This is a genomic window from Stenotrophomonas sp. SORGH_AS_0282, assembly GCF_030818125.1.
Taxonomy (GTDB): Bacteria; Pseudomonadota; Gammaproteobacteria; order Xanthomonadales; family Xanthomonadaceae; genus Stenotrophomonas; species Stenotrophomonas rhizophila_A.
Genome location: NZ_JAUTAB010000001.1, coordinates 2,511,876 through 2,524,987, shown reverse-complemented (window position 1 = coordinate 2,524,987; position 13,112 = coordinate 2,511,876). Strand labels below are relative to the sequence as shown.

13 protein-coding genes and 1 tRNA gene are annotated in these 13,112 nt (G+C 66.8%); 9 read left to right on the top strand and 5 right to left on the bottom strand.

Annotation, left to right across the window (positions count from 1 at the left end):
• Nucleotides 1–14 precede the first annotated feature (14 nt).
• The 3 genes from QE395_RS11175 to QE395_RS11165 form a co-directional block, all read right to left on the bottom strand.
• A complete protein-coding gene (locus QE395_RS11175; protein WP_068850934.1) occupies nt 15–1,415 on the bottom strand; it encodes a PhoH family protein in 1,401 nt (466 codons plus the stop codon).
• Between the two features lie 81 nt (nt 1,416–1,496).
• Entirely contained in the window at nt 1,497–1,976 is a 480-nt protein-coding gene (locus tag QE395_RS11170) for a peroxiredoxin (RefSeq protein ID WP_306989107.1), read from the bottom strand.
• An 81-nt stretch (nt 1,977–2,057) separates the two neighbouring features.
• On the bottom strand, nt 2,058–2,618 hold the full coding sequence (locus QE395_RS11165) for a glycine cleavage system protein R (RefSeq protein WP_019183297.1): 561 nt from the start codon (nt 2,616–2,618) through the stop codon (nt 2,058–2,060).
• Between the two features lie 163 nt (nt 2,619–2,781).
• Between QE395_RS11165 and dapA the strand changes: the two genes are divergently transcribed.
• Together dapA and QE395_RS11155 are read left to right on the top strand one after the other, a co-directional pair.
• Nucleotides 2,782–3,675, top strand: coding sequence for a 4-hydroxy-tetrahydrodipicolinate synthase (gene dapA / locus QE395_RS11160; RefSeq protein WP_068850938.1), 894 nt, complete (start codon nt 2,782–2,784; stop codon nt 3,673–3,675).
• 28 nt (nt 3,676–3,703) lie between these two features.
• The gene (locus QE395_RS11155; RefSeq protein ID WP_184124069.1) at nt 3,704–4,213 is read left to right on the top strand and encodes a hypothetical protein; all 510 of its coding nucleotides are present in this window, start codon (nt 3,704–3,706) and stop codon (nt 4,211–4,213) included.
• A gap of 549 nt (nt 4,214–4,762) precedes the next feature.
• On the opposite strand, the gene fdxA is transcribed toward QE395_RS11155, so the two are convergent.
• Nucleotides 4,763–5,086 carry a ferredoxin FdxA gene (gene fdxA, locus QE395_RS11150; protein WP_184124067.1) on the bottom strand — a complete coding sequence of 108 codons (324 nt, stop codon included), beginning with the start codon at nt 5,084–5,086 and terminating at the stop codon, nt 4,763–4,765.
• A 249-nt stretch (nt 5,087–5,335) separates the two neighbouring features.
• On the opposite strand from fdxA, the gene QE395_RS11145 reads away from it, so the two are divergent.
• Nucleotides 5,336–6,757 (top strand): sugar porter family MFS transporter, encoded by a 1,422-nt coding sequence (locus QE395_RS11145; protein WP_068850948.1) that lies wholly within the window; start codon nt 5,336–5,338, stop codon nt 6,755–6,757.
• A 63-nt stretch (nt 6,758–6,820) separates the two neighbouring features.
• On the opposite strand, the gene QE395_RS11140 is transcribed toward QE395_RS11145, so the two are convergent.
• A tRNA-Glu gene (locus tag QE395_RS11140) sits at nt 6,821–6,895 on the bottom strand.
• A gap of 50 nt (nt 6,896–6,945) precedes the next feature.
• Here QE395_RS11140 and pcnB point away from each other — a divergent pair.
• The 6 genes from pcnB to pgi all read left to right on the top strand — a co-directional run bounded on the left by pcnB (nt 6,946) and on the right by pgi (nt 13,030).
• Nucleotides 6,946–8,316 carry a polynucleotide adenylyltransferase PcnB gene (gene pcnB, locus QE395_RS11135; RefSeq protein ID WP_068850951.1) on the top strand — a complete coding sequence of 457 codons (1,371 nt, stop codon included), beginning with the start codon at nt 6,946–6,948 and terminating at the stop codon, nt 8,314–8,316.
• Between the two features lie 3 nt (nt 8,317–8,319).
• Nucleotides 8,320–8,808: a 2-amino-4-hydroxy-6-hydroxymethyldihydropteridine diphosphokinase gene (folK, locus tag QE395_RS11130; RefSeq protein ID WP_210132281.1), complete on the top strand. Its 489-nt coding sequence runs from the start codon at nt 8,320–8,322 to the stop codon at nt 8,806–8,808.
• 31 nt (nt 8,809–8,839) lie between these two features.
• Nucleotides 8,840–9,655 (top strand): 3-methyl-2-oxobutanoate hydroxymethyltransferase, encoded by an 816-nt coding sequence (panB, locus tag QE395_RS11125; protein ID WP_068850957.1) that lies wholly within the window; start codon nt 8,840–8,842, stop codon nt 9,653–9,655.
• The gene (gene panC, locus QE395_RS11120; RefSeq protein ID WP_068850960.1) at nt 9,652–10,494 is read left to right on the top strand and encodes a pantoate--beta-alanine ligase; all 843 of its coding nucleotides are present in this window, start codon (nt 9,652–9,654) and stop codon (nt 10,492–10,494) included. Before panB ends, panC begins: the two co-directional genes overlap by 4 nt.
• Nucleotides 10,495–11,141: 647 nt before the next feature.
• Nucleotides 11,142–11,522, top strand: a complete 381-nt coding sequence (gene panD, locus QE395_RS11115) for an aspartate 1-decarboxylase (RefSeq protein ID WP_068850963.1) — start codon at nt 11,142–11,144, stop codon at nt 11,520–11,522.
• The gene (gene pgi, locus QE395_RS11110) at nt 11,519–13,030 is read left to right on the top strand and encodes a glucose-6-phosphate isomerase (RefSeq protein WP_249834064.1); all 1,512 of its coding nucleotides are present in this window, start codon (nt 11,519–11,521) and stop codon (nt 13,028–13,030) included. Before panD ends, pgi begins: the two co-directional genes overlap by 4 nt.
• Nucleotides 13,031–13,112 lie beyond the last annotated feature (82 nt).

The window sequence follows — 13,112 nt, the reverse complement described above, 5'->3', positions numbered from 1 at the left end:
GGACAGGGAACGGTTCACAGCACCTCCGAAGCGTAATCGGCCAGGCGCGAACGCTCGCCACGGCGCAGCGTGATGTGCGCGCTGTGCGGCCAGTTCTTGAAGCGGTCCACCGCGTAGGTCAGGCCCGAGGTGGTTTCGGTCAGGTAGGGCGTATCGATCTGTTCGACGTTGCCCAGGCAGACGATCTTGGTGCCGGGGCCGGCACGGGTGATCAGCGTCTTCATCTGCTTCGGGGTGAGGTTCTGCGCCTCGTCCAGGATCAGGTAACGCGACAGGAAGGTGCGGCCGCGCATGAAGTTCAACGAGCGGATCTTGATCCGGCTGGCGATCAGGTCGTTGGTCGCCGCGCGGCCCCAGGCGCCGCCTTCCTGGGTGTGGGTGAGCACTTCCAGGTTGTCGGTGAGTGCGCCCATCCACGGGGTCATCTTTTCCTCCTCGGTGCCGGGCAGGAAGCCGATGTCCTCGCCCACGCTGACCGTGGCGCGGGTCATGATGATTTCGCGGTAGCGCTGCTGGTCCATGGTCTGGGCAAGGCCGGCGGCCAGCGCGAGCAGGGTCTTGCCGGTGCCGGCGGTACCGAGCAGGGTGACGAAGTCGATCTCCGGGTCCATCAGCGCGTTGAGCGCGAAATTCTGCTCGCGGTTGCGTGCGCTGATGCCCCATACCGCATGGCTGCCATGCCGGAAATCGTTGACCAGCGACAGGATCACCTTGCCGCTGCCATCGACCTTGGCCACCCGCAGTTCGACTTCATCGTCGCCCGGCAGGTAGGCGTACTGGTTGGGATGCCAGTCTTCGTCATCCTTGGCCAGGATTTCGTAACTGGTGCGGCCCTTGTCGCTCCAGCTGCGCAGGTCGTCGGTGTGCTTCTTCCAGAAGTCTTCCGGCAGCTCGGTGGCGCCGGTGTAGAGCAGGCTGAAATCGTCCAGCGCGCGATCATTCTCGTAGTCTTCCGACACGATCCCGGCGATGGCCGCCTTGATCCGCAGGTTGATGTCCTTGGAGACGAACACCACCGGAATCTCCGGCACCTGTTCCTTCAAGGCGAGGATCGCGCCGAGGATGGCGTTGTCCGGGATGACCGCGCCGAAGCTCTTGCCGGCATCGAAATGGCTGGTCTGGAAGCGCAGCAGGCCCACGCTCTGCTTGCCGCGCAGCTGCAGCCCGTTCGGGCGCTGCAGCGGAATGCCGTCGGCCAGGTTGTCCAGGCCCGAGGCCTGCACCAACTCGTTGAGGAAGCGGCTCACCTGCCGGGCGTTGCGGCTCGCTTCGGACGTGCCCTTCTTGCCGTTGTCCAGCTCTTCGATCACCTGCATCGGCAGGTAGACATCATGTTCCTCGAACTTGAACAGCGCGGTTGGATCGTGCATGAGCACGTTGGTATCCAGAACGTAGATGCGCTTGCCTCGGGTCATCGTCATTTCCTGGTGGCAGAACAGGGACAAGCCACCACGACCTGCAGGGCAGGGTGATGGCCATTGTGGGGTACAGGTGGATCACTGGGTTTTCGCGGCCTTCAGGGCTTCAAGGACGGATTCGGCGTGGCCGGCCACTTTCACCTTGCGCCACGACTGCACGATACGACTGTCGGGCGAAATGAGGAAGGTGCTGCGTTCGATGCCCCGCACCTGCTTGCCGTACATGTTCTTCAGCTTGATCACATCAAACGCGTTGCACAGCGCTTCGTCGCCATCGCTGACCAGCGGGAAGGCAAAGCCCTGCTTGGCGCAGAAGTTGTCGTGGGATTTGACCGAGTCGCGGGAGACGCCGAACACCCGGGCGCCGGCACGCTTGAACGTCGGCAGCAGGGCGTTGAAGTCGATGCCCTCGGTGGTGCAGCCCGGGGTGCTGTCCTTGGGGTAGAAGTACAGCACCAGCCACTGGCCGGCGAGATCGCCGAGGGTGGTGTGGTCGCCGCCGGACAGGGCCAGCGGGAGGGCGAGGGTGGTGCTGTCCAGGGTATCGCCGTTGTTCATGAGGTCCTTGCTGCGGAGCCTGAGTGAAGCGTCTTACAACTGCATGAAACACCGCGCGTTGGTGATGAACGCGCGAAGCCGTCAGAACTTCATCGGATCCATGATCGCGTCCAGGTTGAGGTGGTCGCAGAATTCGAGGAAATCGTCGCGCAGGGCGGCGATGTGCATGTTGGCGGGCACGCCGATGGTGACCTGCGCCGAGAACATTTCCGCGCCGGTCTGCATGGCCCGGTAGCGGGTGCTCTGCAGGTTTTCGATGGTGATGCCCTGGCGGTCGAAGAAATCGGCCAGCTGGAACAGGATGCCGGGCTTGTCGGCGGCGATCACTTCGACGATGTAGGGCAGCAGGTTGGACTGTGCCTGCTTGGCACCGGTGCGGTACCACACCAGCTTCAGGCCTTCCTCGCGCTCGAGCCGGGTCAGCATGGCTTCCAGCTTGGCCACCGAGTCCCAGGAGCCGGTGGCCAGGGCGGTGACGGAGACATCGCGGCCCACGGTGGCAAGGCGGGCATCGACCAGGTTGCAGCCGCTGTCGGCGATGCGCCGGGTGACGGGCAGCAGGGGGGACTCCGGATGCGTCGTGTAGGCGTTGATCAGGAGATGGTTTTCGGTCGGCGCAGGCCGCGGCGTGGTGTCGGTCAAGGTGGTTCCGGTAATGCGGGATGAGTCTGAACGGCGCCGACGACGGCGCGTTCGCCGGAGTCCAGCATACTTGCCCGCGCTTTCGACCCGCAAGTAACATGCAACGTACGTCCGACCGCGCTTCCAGCGGCGTTCGTCCCCCTTACTTCCGAGCATCGTTTCCTTGTCCCTTTCCGGTCTCATCACCGCGCTGGCCACGCCTTTCCAGGCCAATGGCGCATTGGATCCCGACGGTTGGCAGCGCCTGCTGCACCTGCAACTGGAGGGTGGCGTTCACGGGGTGGTGGTGGCCGGGTCGACCGGCGAGGCCGCGACCCTGTCCGATGACGAATATGACCAGCTGCTGCGCAGTGCGGTCAAAACCGTGGCCGGGCGGGTTCCGGTGCTGGCGGGTACCGGCCTGTCCGGAACCGCCAAAACGATCGAGCAGACCCGCCGGGCGGCGGCCAGCGGCGCGACCCACGCGCTGGTGGTGACCCCGCCGTATGTGCGCCCGACCCAGGCCGGGCTGATCGCCCACTATCGGGCGGTGGCCGACCAGGGCGGCCTGCCGGTGATCCTGTACAACGTGCCGGGCCGCACCGGCTGCGACATGCTGCCGGAAACGGTGGCCGAGCTGGCCGCGCACCCGAACATCGTGGGCATCAAGGAAGCGGTGGGCGATGTGGGCCGGGTCCAGGCGCTGCTGGCGCTGCGGTCGCCGACCTTTGCGATCCTCAGTGGCGATGACGGCACGGCCGCCCGTTCGATCCTGTCGGGGGTGGACGGGCTGATCTCGGTTGGCTCGAACGCGCTGCCCGGTGCCTACCGGCGCATGTGCGACCTGGCCGCGGCCGGCGAACGCGAGGCCACCGAGGCCTGGGATGCCCGGCTGGAGCCTTTCCATGAATTCTGCGGGGTGGAACCCAACCCCATCCCGGTGAAAGACCTGCTGCGCCGGATCGGCATCGGCCACGGTCTGCGCCTGCCGCTGCTGTCGTTGTCGGCCGCCCACCACGCCGCCGCCGAACACCTGGCCACCGACATCGGTGCGCTCGAAGCCCTTTCCAGCCACTGACATCAGTGGCCTGACCCAGGAGATTCACATGCGTCAATCCGTTTCCGCCATCCGCGTGCTGTCGTTCGCGATTCTGGCCACCGCCACCCTGGCAGGTGTCACCGGCTGCAAGCGCGGCGTCAAGGGCGACTACGCACTGGCGCCGGAAGTGCGCCCGCTGGAAATCCCGCCGGATCTGAACGCCCCGGGCGCCAGCCCGGCCGCGCAGGTGCCGGTGCTGGCCTCGCAGGCCGCCAAGCCGGCCTCGTCCCAGGCGCCGGCCGCCAACAATGCCGGTTTCACCGTCCCGGGCAGCAAGGACGAGGTGTTCGGCAAGGTCGGCACGGCGCTGGAGTCGGTTGAGGGCGTGAAGGTCGCCAGCAAGGCCCAGCTGCTGGGCTCCTACGACGTGGCGTTCGAAGGCAGCGATTTCCTGATCCGCGTGGTCGCAGTCGAAGCCGGCGCCTACATTTCGGCCGTGGACCCGCGCGGCCTGCCGGCTACCGGTGCTGCGCCGACCAAGCTGCTGGGTGAGCTGAAGGCGAAGCTGGCGCAATGATGCTGACATGGGTCCGGCCGCCGGCCGGGCCTGTGGGCCCGGGTGGGCCGGTAAACGTTCGGGGCAATCCGTAACGGTCCCGGGCAGATGGTGGGTTGATCCAGTTCCCAATGGGCCCGTAACGGTTGCCCACCCATGGTTGATTGATCCCGATTTGCGGGCGTTACGTAACGGTTCGTAGCCCCGGCCGTTGGCCGGACACCGCGCGCAGCGCGGCCCAAGGGTCCGGAGCCTGACATGCTGTCGGTCGCGACCGTACATCCGGGTGTGCAACCAAAACGAAACCGTGCATCAGGCGTCATGAACGCCTGACGGGCGGTTTCGGAACCTTTAAACGCCGGGATGTTGGCCGCAAGCGATAACCCATCGGCTCCGGACGCTTGGGCCGCGCTGCGCGCGGTGTCCGGCCAACGGCCGGGGCTACGAGTTGTTACGGGCCCATTGGGATCCGAATCAATCAACCATGGGCCCCGAACCGTTACAGGCCCGGTGGGTTCCAGATGGCCACCGATCCAAACAAAAAAGGCGCCAACGGCGCCTTTTTGCCTATCACCGCTCCAGATACTGGAGCTTGTCCGGCTTGCCGTCCCACTCGCCGGCGTCGGCGGGCGGGTCCTTGCGCACGGTCAGTACCGGCCAGGCCTTGGCCAGCTCGGCGTTGAGTTCCACGAACTTTTCCTGGCCGGCGGGCACGTCGTCTTCGGGGAAGATCGCGTTGACCGGGCATTCGGGCTCGCACAGGGTGCAGTCGATGCACTCATCCGGGTCGATCACCAGGAAGTTCGGGCCTTCGTGGAAGCAATCCACGGGGCACACTTCCACGCAATCGGTGTGTTTGCACTTGATGCAGTTTTCAGTGACGACAAAGGGCATGGCTGGATCTGGATCCGACAGTAAGCCGGACAATTCTAGAACAGTTGCGGCTTTGTCGCAGTGCACGATGCGCCGAAGCCGGTCGGTGCGGTTAGATGCCGATGCCTACCGGTAGACACCCGGGCGGCCCAGAGGCAGGCAGATCAGGCCCCGGCAGCCCTTTGTGGGCGGGCAGGGGCGTGTGAGAACCTGCCGGACGAGACCCCGCTGCGCTGACCCGTTGCTGTCCCACTCCTGCCAGGACCCTTCATGTCCACCACACTTGCAGCCAACGCCGCCCGCGGCGAGAACACCTCCTTCATCGTGCTGATCAGCTGCGTCGCCACCATCGGCGGCTTCCTGTTCGGCTTCGACAGCGGCGTCATCAACGGCACCGTCGATGGCCTCAAGCAGACCTTCCAGTCCAGCGAGGCCGGGATCGGCTTCGAGGTCGCCTCCATGCTGCTGGGCTGCGCGATTGGCGCCTTCTTCGCCGGCCGTCTGGGCGACCGCCTCGGCCGGCGCGGGGTGCTGATCATCGCCGCCGTCATGTTCCTGCTGTCGGCACTGGGCGCCGGTTCGGCGCACAGCTCGCTTGCGTTCGTGATCGCGCGCGTGATCGGCGGCTTCGCGGTGGGCGCCGCCAGCGTGATGTCGCCGGCGTACATCGCTGAGGTCGCCTCGGCCCGGTACCGCGGGCGGTTGGCCACCGTGCAGCAGATCGCCATCATCAGCGGCCTGTTCTGCGCCTTCCTGAGCAACTTCCTGCTGGCCCGCGCTGCCGGCGCCTCCACCGAGCCGCTGTGGCTGGGCCAGGAAGCCTGGCGCTGGATGTTCTGGATGCAGGCCATTCCGTCGGCCCTGTTCCTGGTGCTGCTGCTGGGGATCCCGGAAAGCCCGCGCTACCTGGTGGTGAAGGGGCGTCGCGCCGATGCGCTGGCCGTGATGACCCGCCTGTACGGCGCGGCCGAGGCCCAGGCCAAGATTGCCGAGATCGAAGGCTCGCTGGCCCAGGACCAGCATCGCCCGCGGCTGTCGGACCTGGTCGACAAGGGCACCGGCAAGCTGCGGACCATCGTCTGGGTCGGCATCGGCCTGGCCGTGTTCCAGCAGCTGGTCGGCATCAACGTGGTGTTCTACTACGGCGCGGTGCTGTGGCAGGCGGTCGGCTTCTCCGAAAACGACGCACTGCTGATCAATGTGCTGTCCGGCGCGCTCAGCATCGGCGCCTGCCTGCTGACCGTGGTGCTGATCGACCGGGTCGGCCGCAAGCCGCTGCTGTGGGTCGGCTCGGTCGGCATGTCGGTGGCGCTGGCGCTGATGGTGGTGGCTTTTGCCAGCGGCACCTTGGCCGATGGCCACCTGCAGCTGTCCGACGGCATGGGACGGCTGGCGCTGGTGGCGGCCAACGTCTACGTGGTGTTCTTCAACATGTCCTGGGGCCCGGTCATGTGGGTGATGCTGGGCGAGATGTTCCCCAACCAGATCCGCGGTTCGGGCCTGGCGGTGGCCGGCGCGGCCCAGTGGACCTCGAACTTCGCCATCACCGTGACCTTCCCGATCCTGCTGGCCGGCATCGGCCTGGCCGGCGCCTACGGCATCTATACGGTGGCGGCGGTGGCTTCGATCTTCTTCGTGCTGCGCTACGTGCGCGAGACCAAGGGCAAGGAGCTGGAGCAGATGGAGGGTTGAGGCCCGGCCCCACAACGCAAAAACCCCGCCAAGGCGGGGTTTTTCGTCGGCTGGCGCGGCAAATGGTGCTCCCTAGGGGACTCGAACCCCTGTTTTAGCCTTGAGAGGGCCACGTCCTAACCTCTAGACGAAGGGAGCATGCTTTGTCGCGAACTGCGCAGCGCGCTAGTATATGGACCTCGATGCCATTGGGCAATCCCGAAACTTCAACCGGAAGCGCCAACATCAATTCCTCCGCTACATCACCGTTCAGTCTGCGCGTGATCCCCCGCGACCAGCACAACATCTCCCGCAAGGACATCAGCCCCAACGCGTTGCGCGTCCTGTACCGGCTGCGCGACTCGGGCTTTGGCGCCTACCTGGTGGGTGGCGCCGTGCGCGACCTGCTGGTCGGCGGCAACCCCAAGGATTTCGACGTGGCCACCGATGCCACGCCGGAGCAGGTCAAGTCGCTGTTCCGCAACTGCCGCCTGATCGGGCGCCGCTTCCGCCTGGCGCACGTGGTGTTCGGCCGTGAAATCATCGAAGTGGCCACCTTCCGCGCCAACATCGACGATGGCAGCGGCGACCGCGAGATGGAAAACGGCATGCTGGTGCGCGACAACGTGTACGGCAGCATCGAAGACGATGCGGTGCGCCGCGACTTCACCTGCAATGCCCTGTACTACGCCATCGAGGATTTCTCGGTGCGCGATTACACCGGCGGCTTCGAAGACGTGCAGGCGCGCCTGATGAAACTCATCGGCGATCCCGAAAAGCGCTACCAGGAAGATCCCGTGCGCATGCTGCGCGCGGTGCGCCTGGCCGCCAAGCTGGGCTTCCAGATCGACGACGCCAGCGCCGAACCGCTGCCGCGCCTGGCCAGCCTGCTGGGCGAAGCCGCGCCGGCCCGCCTGTTCGAAGAAGTGCTCAAGCTGTTCCTGTCCGGCCACGGCGTGGCCAGCTTCGAGGGGCTGGAGCGTTACGGCCTGCTCGACGTGCTGTTCCCGGAAAGTGCCGCCGCGCTGCGCAGCAACCGCAGTGGCGCGCTGCGCCGCATGGTCATCGAAGGCCTGCACAACACCGACCAGCGCGTGGCCAACGACGAGCCGGTCTCGCCCTCGTTCCTGTTCGCGCTGCTGCTGTGGCCGGCGTTCTGCCGCGCGCTGGCGACCCTGCAGAAGCAGGGCGTGCAGCTGGAAGAAGCGCAGCGCCGTGCCGCCGACCGGGTCACCCTGCACCAGTTGACCACCATCGCCCTGCCGCGCCGGTTCTCGCTGCCGATGCAGGAAATCTGGTTGCTGCAGGGCCGTTTCAGCTCGCGCCAGCGCAAGCGCGTGGTGCGCACCCTGACCCACCCGCGCTTCCGTGCCGCGTTCGATTTCCTGGCGCTGCGCCAGGTGGCCTCCAGCGAGCACCAGGCCGATGTGGAGTTCTGGCGCGAAGCCCAGCTGCAGTCCGGGCCCGAGCTGGATTCCACGCTGGACGCCGCGCAGGCCGAAGGTGAGCTGGACGAAAACGGGGCACCGCGCAAGCGCCGCCGCCGTCGTCGTCGTCCCGGTGGCGCTGCAGGCGAGTAAGCCGTGACCCTGGCCTGTATTGGACTGGGCGCCAACCTCGGCGACGCCGCGCAGACCCTGCGCGCGGCGTTCGCGGCCATGGCCGCGCTGCCGCTGACCACGCTGCAGGCGCGCTCGCAGCTGTACAGCACGCCGGCCTGGGGCAATGAAGACCAGCCGGCGTTCGTCAATGCCGCTGCGCTGCTCGAGACGGGGCTGGAACCGACCGCGCTGCTCGAGGCCCTGCTGGGCATCGAGCGCGACTTCGGCCGGGTCCGCGATGCGGCCGTGCACTGGGGCCCGCGCACGCTCGACCTGGACCTGCTGCTGTACGGCGAGGCGGTGATCGACCTGCCGCAGCTGAAGGTGCCGCACCCCTACCTGCACGTGCGCGCGTTCGCGTTGCTGCCGCTGGCCGAGATCGCCCCGGAGGCGATGATTCCGGGGCAGGGCCGCGTGCGGGACGCTGCGATGCGTATCGAGGCCTGCGGGATCGCGCCAATAGGAGGATAATGCGGGGCTTATCGCCACCGGTTATCAGCTCATGAGTACCCACGCAGACAGCAAGCCCTGGACCGTCCCCGCACTGGCCGAGGCCAAGCGCAACGGCCAGAAGCTGGTCATGCTGACCGCCTACGACGCCGGCTTCGCGCGTGCGTTCGACGCCAATGGCGTCGACCTGATCCTGATCGGCGATTCGCTGGGCATGGTGGTGCAGGGGCACGATTCGACCCTGCCGGTGACCACCGACGACATGGTCTACCACACCGCCTGCGTGGCCCGGGTGCTGACCCGCGCGCTGCTGATCGCCGATCTGCCGTTCGGCGCCGACGCCACCCCTGAGCGCGCCTTCGAGGCCTCGCTGCGCCTGCTCCAGGCCGGCGCGGAGATGGTCAAGATCGAAGGCGCCGGCTTCAAGCTGGACGTCATTCGTTACCTGGTGGATCGCGAGATTCCGGTCTGCTCGCATCTCGGCCTGACCCCGCAGTCGGTGCTGCGCCTGGGCGGGTACCGCGTGCAGGGCCGCGGCGATGCGGCCCGCCAGCTGGTTGAAGACGCCAAGGCCGTTGTCGAGGCCGGCGCCAGCATGATGGTGCTCGAATGCCTGCCGTCGCCGGTGGCTGCAGAGGTCACCGCCGCGGTGTCGGTGCCCACCATCGGCATCGGCGCCGGCCCGCAGTGCGACGGCCAGGTGCTGGTGCTGCACGATTTCCTCGGCCTGGACAGCGGCCACCGCCGTCCCAAGTTCGTCAAGGATTTCCTTGCCGAAGGCGGGTCGGTCGCCGGCGCGGTCCGTGCCTATGCCGACGCCGTGCGCGACGGCTCCTTCCCCGACGCAGAACACGCCTACGCCTCATGATCGACACCGTCACCGAACTGTCCCGCCTGCGCGCCGTCGTCAACGGCTGGAAGCGCGAGGGCCTGCGCGTCGCGCTGGTCCCCACCATGGGCAACCTGCACGCCGGCCATTACTCACTGGTCACCCTGGCAAAGCAATACGCTGATCGCGTGGTCTCCAGCGTGTTCGTCAACCCGACCCAGTTCGGCCCGAACGAAGACTTCACCCGCTACCCGCGCACCCCGGAAGCCGACACCACCGGACTGGAGCAGGCCGGCTGTGACGTGCTGTGGCTGCCCACGGTCGAATCGATGTACCCGTTCGGCGTGGAGCTGGCGGCCAGCGTGAACGTGCCGGGCATTTCCAGCCTGCTCGAAGGCGCCCACCGCCCGGGCCACTTCGACGGCGTGTGCACCGTGGTCTCGCGCCTGTTCAACCAGGTCCAGCCGGACGTGGCTGCCTTCGGCAAGAAGGATTACCAGCAGCTGGCGGTGATCCGCCAGATGGTGGAAGACCTGGCCTTCCCGATCCAGATCGTGGGCGGCGACATCGTGCGCGAAACCGACGGCCTGGCCATGAGCTCGCGCAACCAGTACCTCAACGCCGAACAGCGCCCGGTCTCGACCACCATCCACCAGGTGCTGCTGGGCATGCGCGAAGGCTTCATCACCGGCAAGACCCGCAGCCTGATCGAAGCCGAAGCCGCCGCGGCCCTGCAGGCCGCCGGCTTCCAGGTCGACTACGCCGTGGTCCGCAAGCCGGACCTGTCCGAGCCGGCCGACAGCGAAGACGGCAACCGCGTCGCCCTGATCGCCGCGCGCATCGGCAACACCCGCCTGATCGACAACCTCGAGTTCTGATAGCGATTGGGTGAGCGCCCGCAAGGGACTGCGCTGGATCCCTGGCAGTCGGCCCTGAGGCCGACTGCTTCACGCAATCTGGCAAACAGCCGATAGCTGAGCCTTGGCCTGAGCTGGGCCGACCGGTGCGGGTTTGCGGGACACGCCGTGAACCCGTCCATGGGGGCTCGTAGAAAACATCCATGTTTTCTACGGTCCCGCAAACCCGCCCCGGCCGACCCTCCTGAATCTATCGGTTGCCACGGAAAAAGCCAAAACCACAGCAGCGCCAGTGCATCTCGCTCCAGGTGTGCTTTTGCTCTCCCATGGCAACGACACACTGTCAATGGCGGGTCGGGGCGGGTTTGCGGGGGTGTGAGCCGCATGGATGCGGCGACCAAGCCCCCAAGGATGGGTTCACGGCGTCCCCCGCAAACCCGCACCGTCCCGCCAAGCCAGGGAAACTGCTGGCAACCAGCTGTTCGCCATAAATCGTCAGCTGCCGGGCGAAGCCCGGCAAATCAGCCAGCCGTCGAATGCCGCAAAAAAGTCAGCACTGGCGGCAGCGACCCTCATCTGCCTGAACCGCCGGCAGCGGGCGGGTGGAAACCCCTGCCGCCCGGTGCCCGGGTGCTAGAATTTCCCTTTCCTTTACGTCGTCCCGTGCCATGCACCTCTCCCTGCTCAAGACCAAGATCCACCGCGCCACCGTGACCCATTCGGAGCTGAACTACGAAGGGTCCATCGCCATCGATGACAACCTGCTGCTGGCCACCGGCATCCGCGAGTTCGAACAGGTGCACATCTGGGACGTCACCAACGGTGCGCGCTTCTCGACCTATGCCATCCGCGCCGAAGCGGGCAGCGGCGTGGTCTCGCTCAACGGCGGCGCCGCGCGCCACGTGCAGGTCGGCGACATCATCATCATTGCCGCCTTCGCCAGCATGAGTGAAGAAGAAGCTGACAGCTTCCGGCCGAAGTTGGTATATGTGGACGGCAACAACCAGATCTCCCACACCAACGACAGCATCCCGACCCAGGCCGCATGACACAGACCAACGGATTCGACCCGCTTCACTCCCATGCCCAGCGCCTGCGTGGCGCGAGCATCCCCGCACTGATCGCCGCCGAACCCGGGCGCGCACAATCGCTGGGGCTGCGGGTCGGTCCGTTGTATGCCAACTTCGCGCGGCAGAAGTACGACCGCGCGGCGTTGGATGCGCTGCTGCAGCTGGCCGCCGAGCGCGATGTCGCCGGCGGCTTCCAGCGCCTGTTCCGCGGTGAGACGGTCAACGTCACCGAAGGCCGTGCCGCGCTGCACACCGCCCTGCGTGGCGATGTGAGTGGTGCGCCGGTTGCCGCTGACGCCTTCGCCACCGCCGCCAAGGTGCGTGCGCAGATGGGCGAACTGATCGCCGCGCTGGAAAAGACCCCTGTCACCGACATCGTCAGCGTCGGCATCGGCGGTTCGGACCTCGGTCCGCGCCTGGTCGCCGACGCGCTGCGTCCGGTCACCGGCGCGCGCTTCCGCGTGCATTTCGTTTCCAACGTGGACGGCGCCGCCATGCAGCGCACGCTGGCCACGCTGGACCCGGCCACCACCGCCGGCATCCTGATTTCCAAGACCTTCGGCACCCAGGAAACCCTGCTCAACGGGCAGATCCTGCATGACTGGCTGGGCGGCAGCGAGCGCCTGTACGCCGTCAGCGCCAACCCCGAGCGTGCCGCCAAGGCGTTCTCGATCGCCGCCGGCCGCGTGCTGCCGATGTGGGATTGGGTTGGCGGGCGCTATTCGCTGTGGTCGGCGGTCGGCTTCCCGATCGCGCTGGCGATCGGCTTCGAGCGTTTCGAACAGCTGCTGGCCGGTGCGGCCGAAATGGATGCCCATGCGCTCAACGCGCCGCTGGCGCAGAACCTGCCGGTCCTGCATGCCCTGACCGACATCTGGAACCGCAACCTGCTCGGCCATGCCACGCATGCGGTGATGACCTACGACCAGCGCCTGGCGCTGCTGCCGGCCTACCTGCAGCAGCTGGTGATGGAAAGCCTGGGCAAGCGCGTGCAGCTCGACGGCAGCCCGGTCGGCAGCGACACCGTGTCGGTGTGGTGGGGCGGGGCGGGCACCGACGTGCAGCACAGCTTCTTCCAGGCGCTGCACCAGGGCACCAGCGTGATCCCGGCCGATTTCATCGGCTGCGTGCACAACGACGACCCCTATGAAATCAACCACCAGGCGCTGATGGCCAACCTGCTGGCGCAGACCGAAGCACTGGCCAACGGCCAGGGCAGCGACGATCCGCACCGCGAGTACCCGGGCGGCCGCCCGAGCACGCTGATCCTGCTGGACGCGTTGACCCCGCAGTCGCTGGGCGCGCTGATCGCGATGTACGAACATGCCGTGTACGTGCAGTCGCTGATCTGGAACATCAACGCCTTCGACCAGTTCGGCGTGGAGCTTGGCAAGCAGTTGGCCAGCCAGCTGTTGCCGGCGCTGCAGGGTGAAGCGCATGGCATCACCGATCCGGTGACGCTGGAGCTGTTGGGGCGTTTGCGCTGACAAGCAGTATCGACCAACGGTCGATACCTACCGGCGGCCTATCGACGGACGGGCGATACCTGCCCGTGCGCCGATCGTGATG

What these genes read in the sequence shown, in the direction of transcription:
- QE395_RS11175 (WP_068850934.1), bottom strand. Translation starts at nt 1,415, where the DNA reads ATGACCCGAGGCAAGCGCATCTACGTTCTGGATACCAACGTGCTCATG.
- QE395_RS11170 (WP_306989107.1), bottom strand. Translation starts at nt 1,976, where the DNA reads ATGAACAACGGCGATACCCTGGACAGCACCACCCTCGCCCTCCCGCTG.
- QE395_RS11155 (WP_184124069.1), top strand. Translation starts at nt 3,704, where the DNA reads ATGCGTCAATCCGTTTCCGCCATCCGCGTGCTGTCGTTCGCGATTCTG.
- fdxA (WP_184124067.1), bottom strand. Translation starts at nt 5,086, where the DNA reads ATGCCCTTTGTCGTCACTGAAAACTGCATCAAGTGCAAACACACCGAT.
- QE395_RS11145 (WP_068850948.1), top strand. Translation starts at nt 5,336, where the DNA reads ATGTCCACCACACTTGCAGCCAACGCCGCCCGCGGCGAGAACACCTCC.
- panB (WP_068850957.1), top strand. Translation starts at nt 8,840, where the DNA reads ATGAGTACCCACGCAGACAGCAAGCCCTGGACCGTCCCCGCACTGGCC.
- panC (WP_068850960.1), top strand. Translation starts at nt 9,652, where the DNA reads ATGATCGACACCGTCACCGAACTGTCCCGCCTGCGCGCCGTCGTCAAC.
- panD (WP_068850963.1), top strand. Translation starts at nt 11,142, where the DNA reads ATGCACCTCTCCCTGCTCAAGACCAAGATCCACCGCGCCACCGTGACC.
- pgi (WP_249834064.1), top strand. Translation starts at nt 11,519, where the DNA reads ATGACACAGACCAACGGATTCGACCCGCTTCACTCCCATGCCCAGCGC.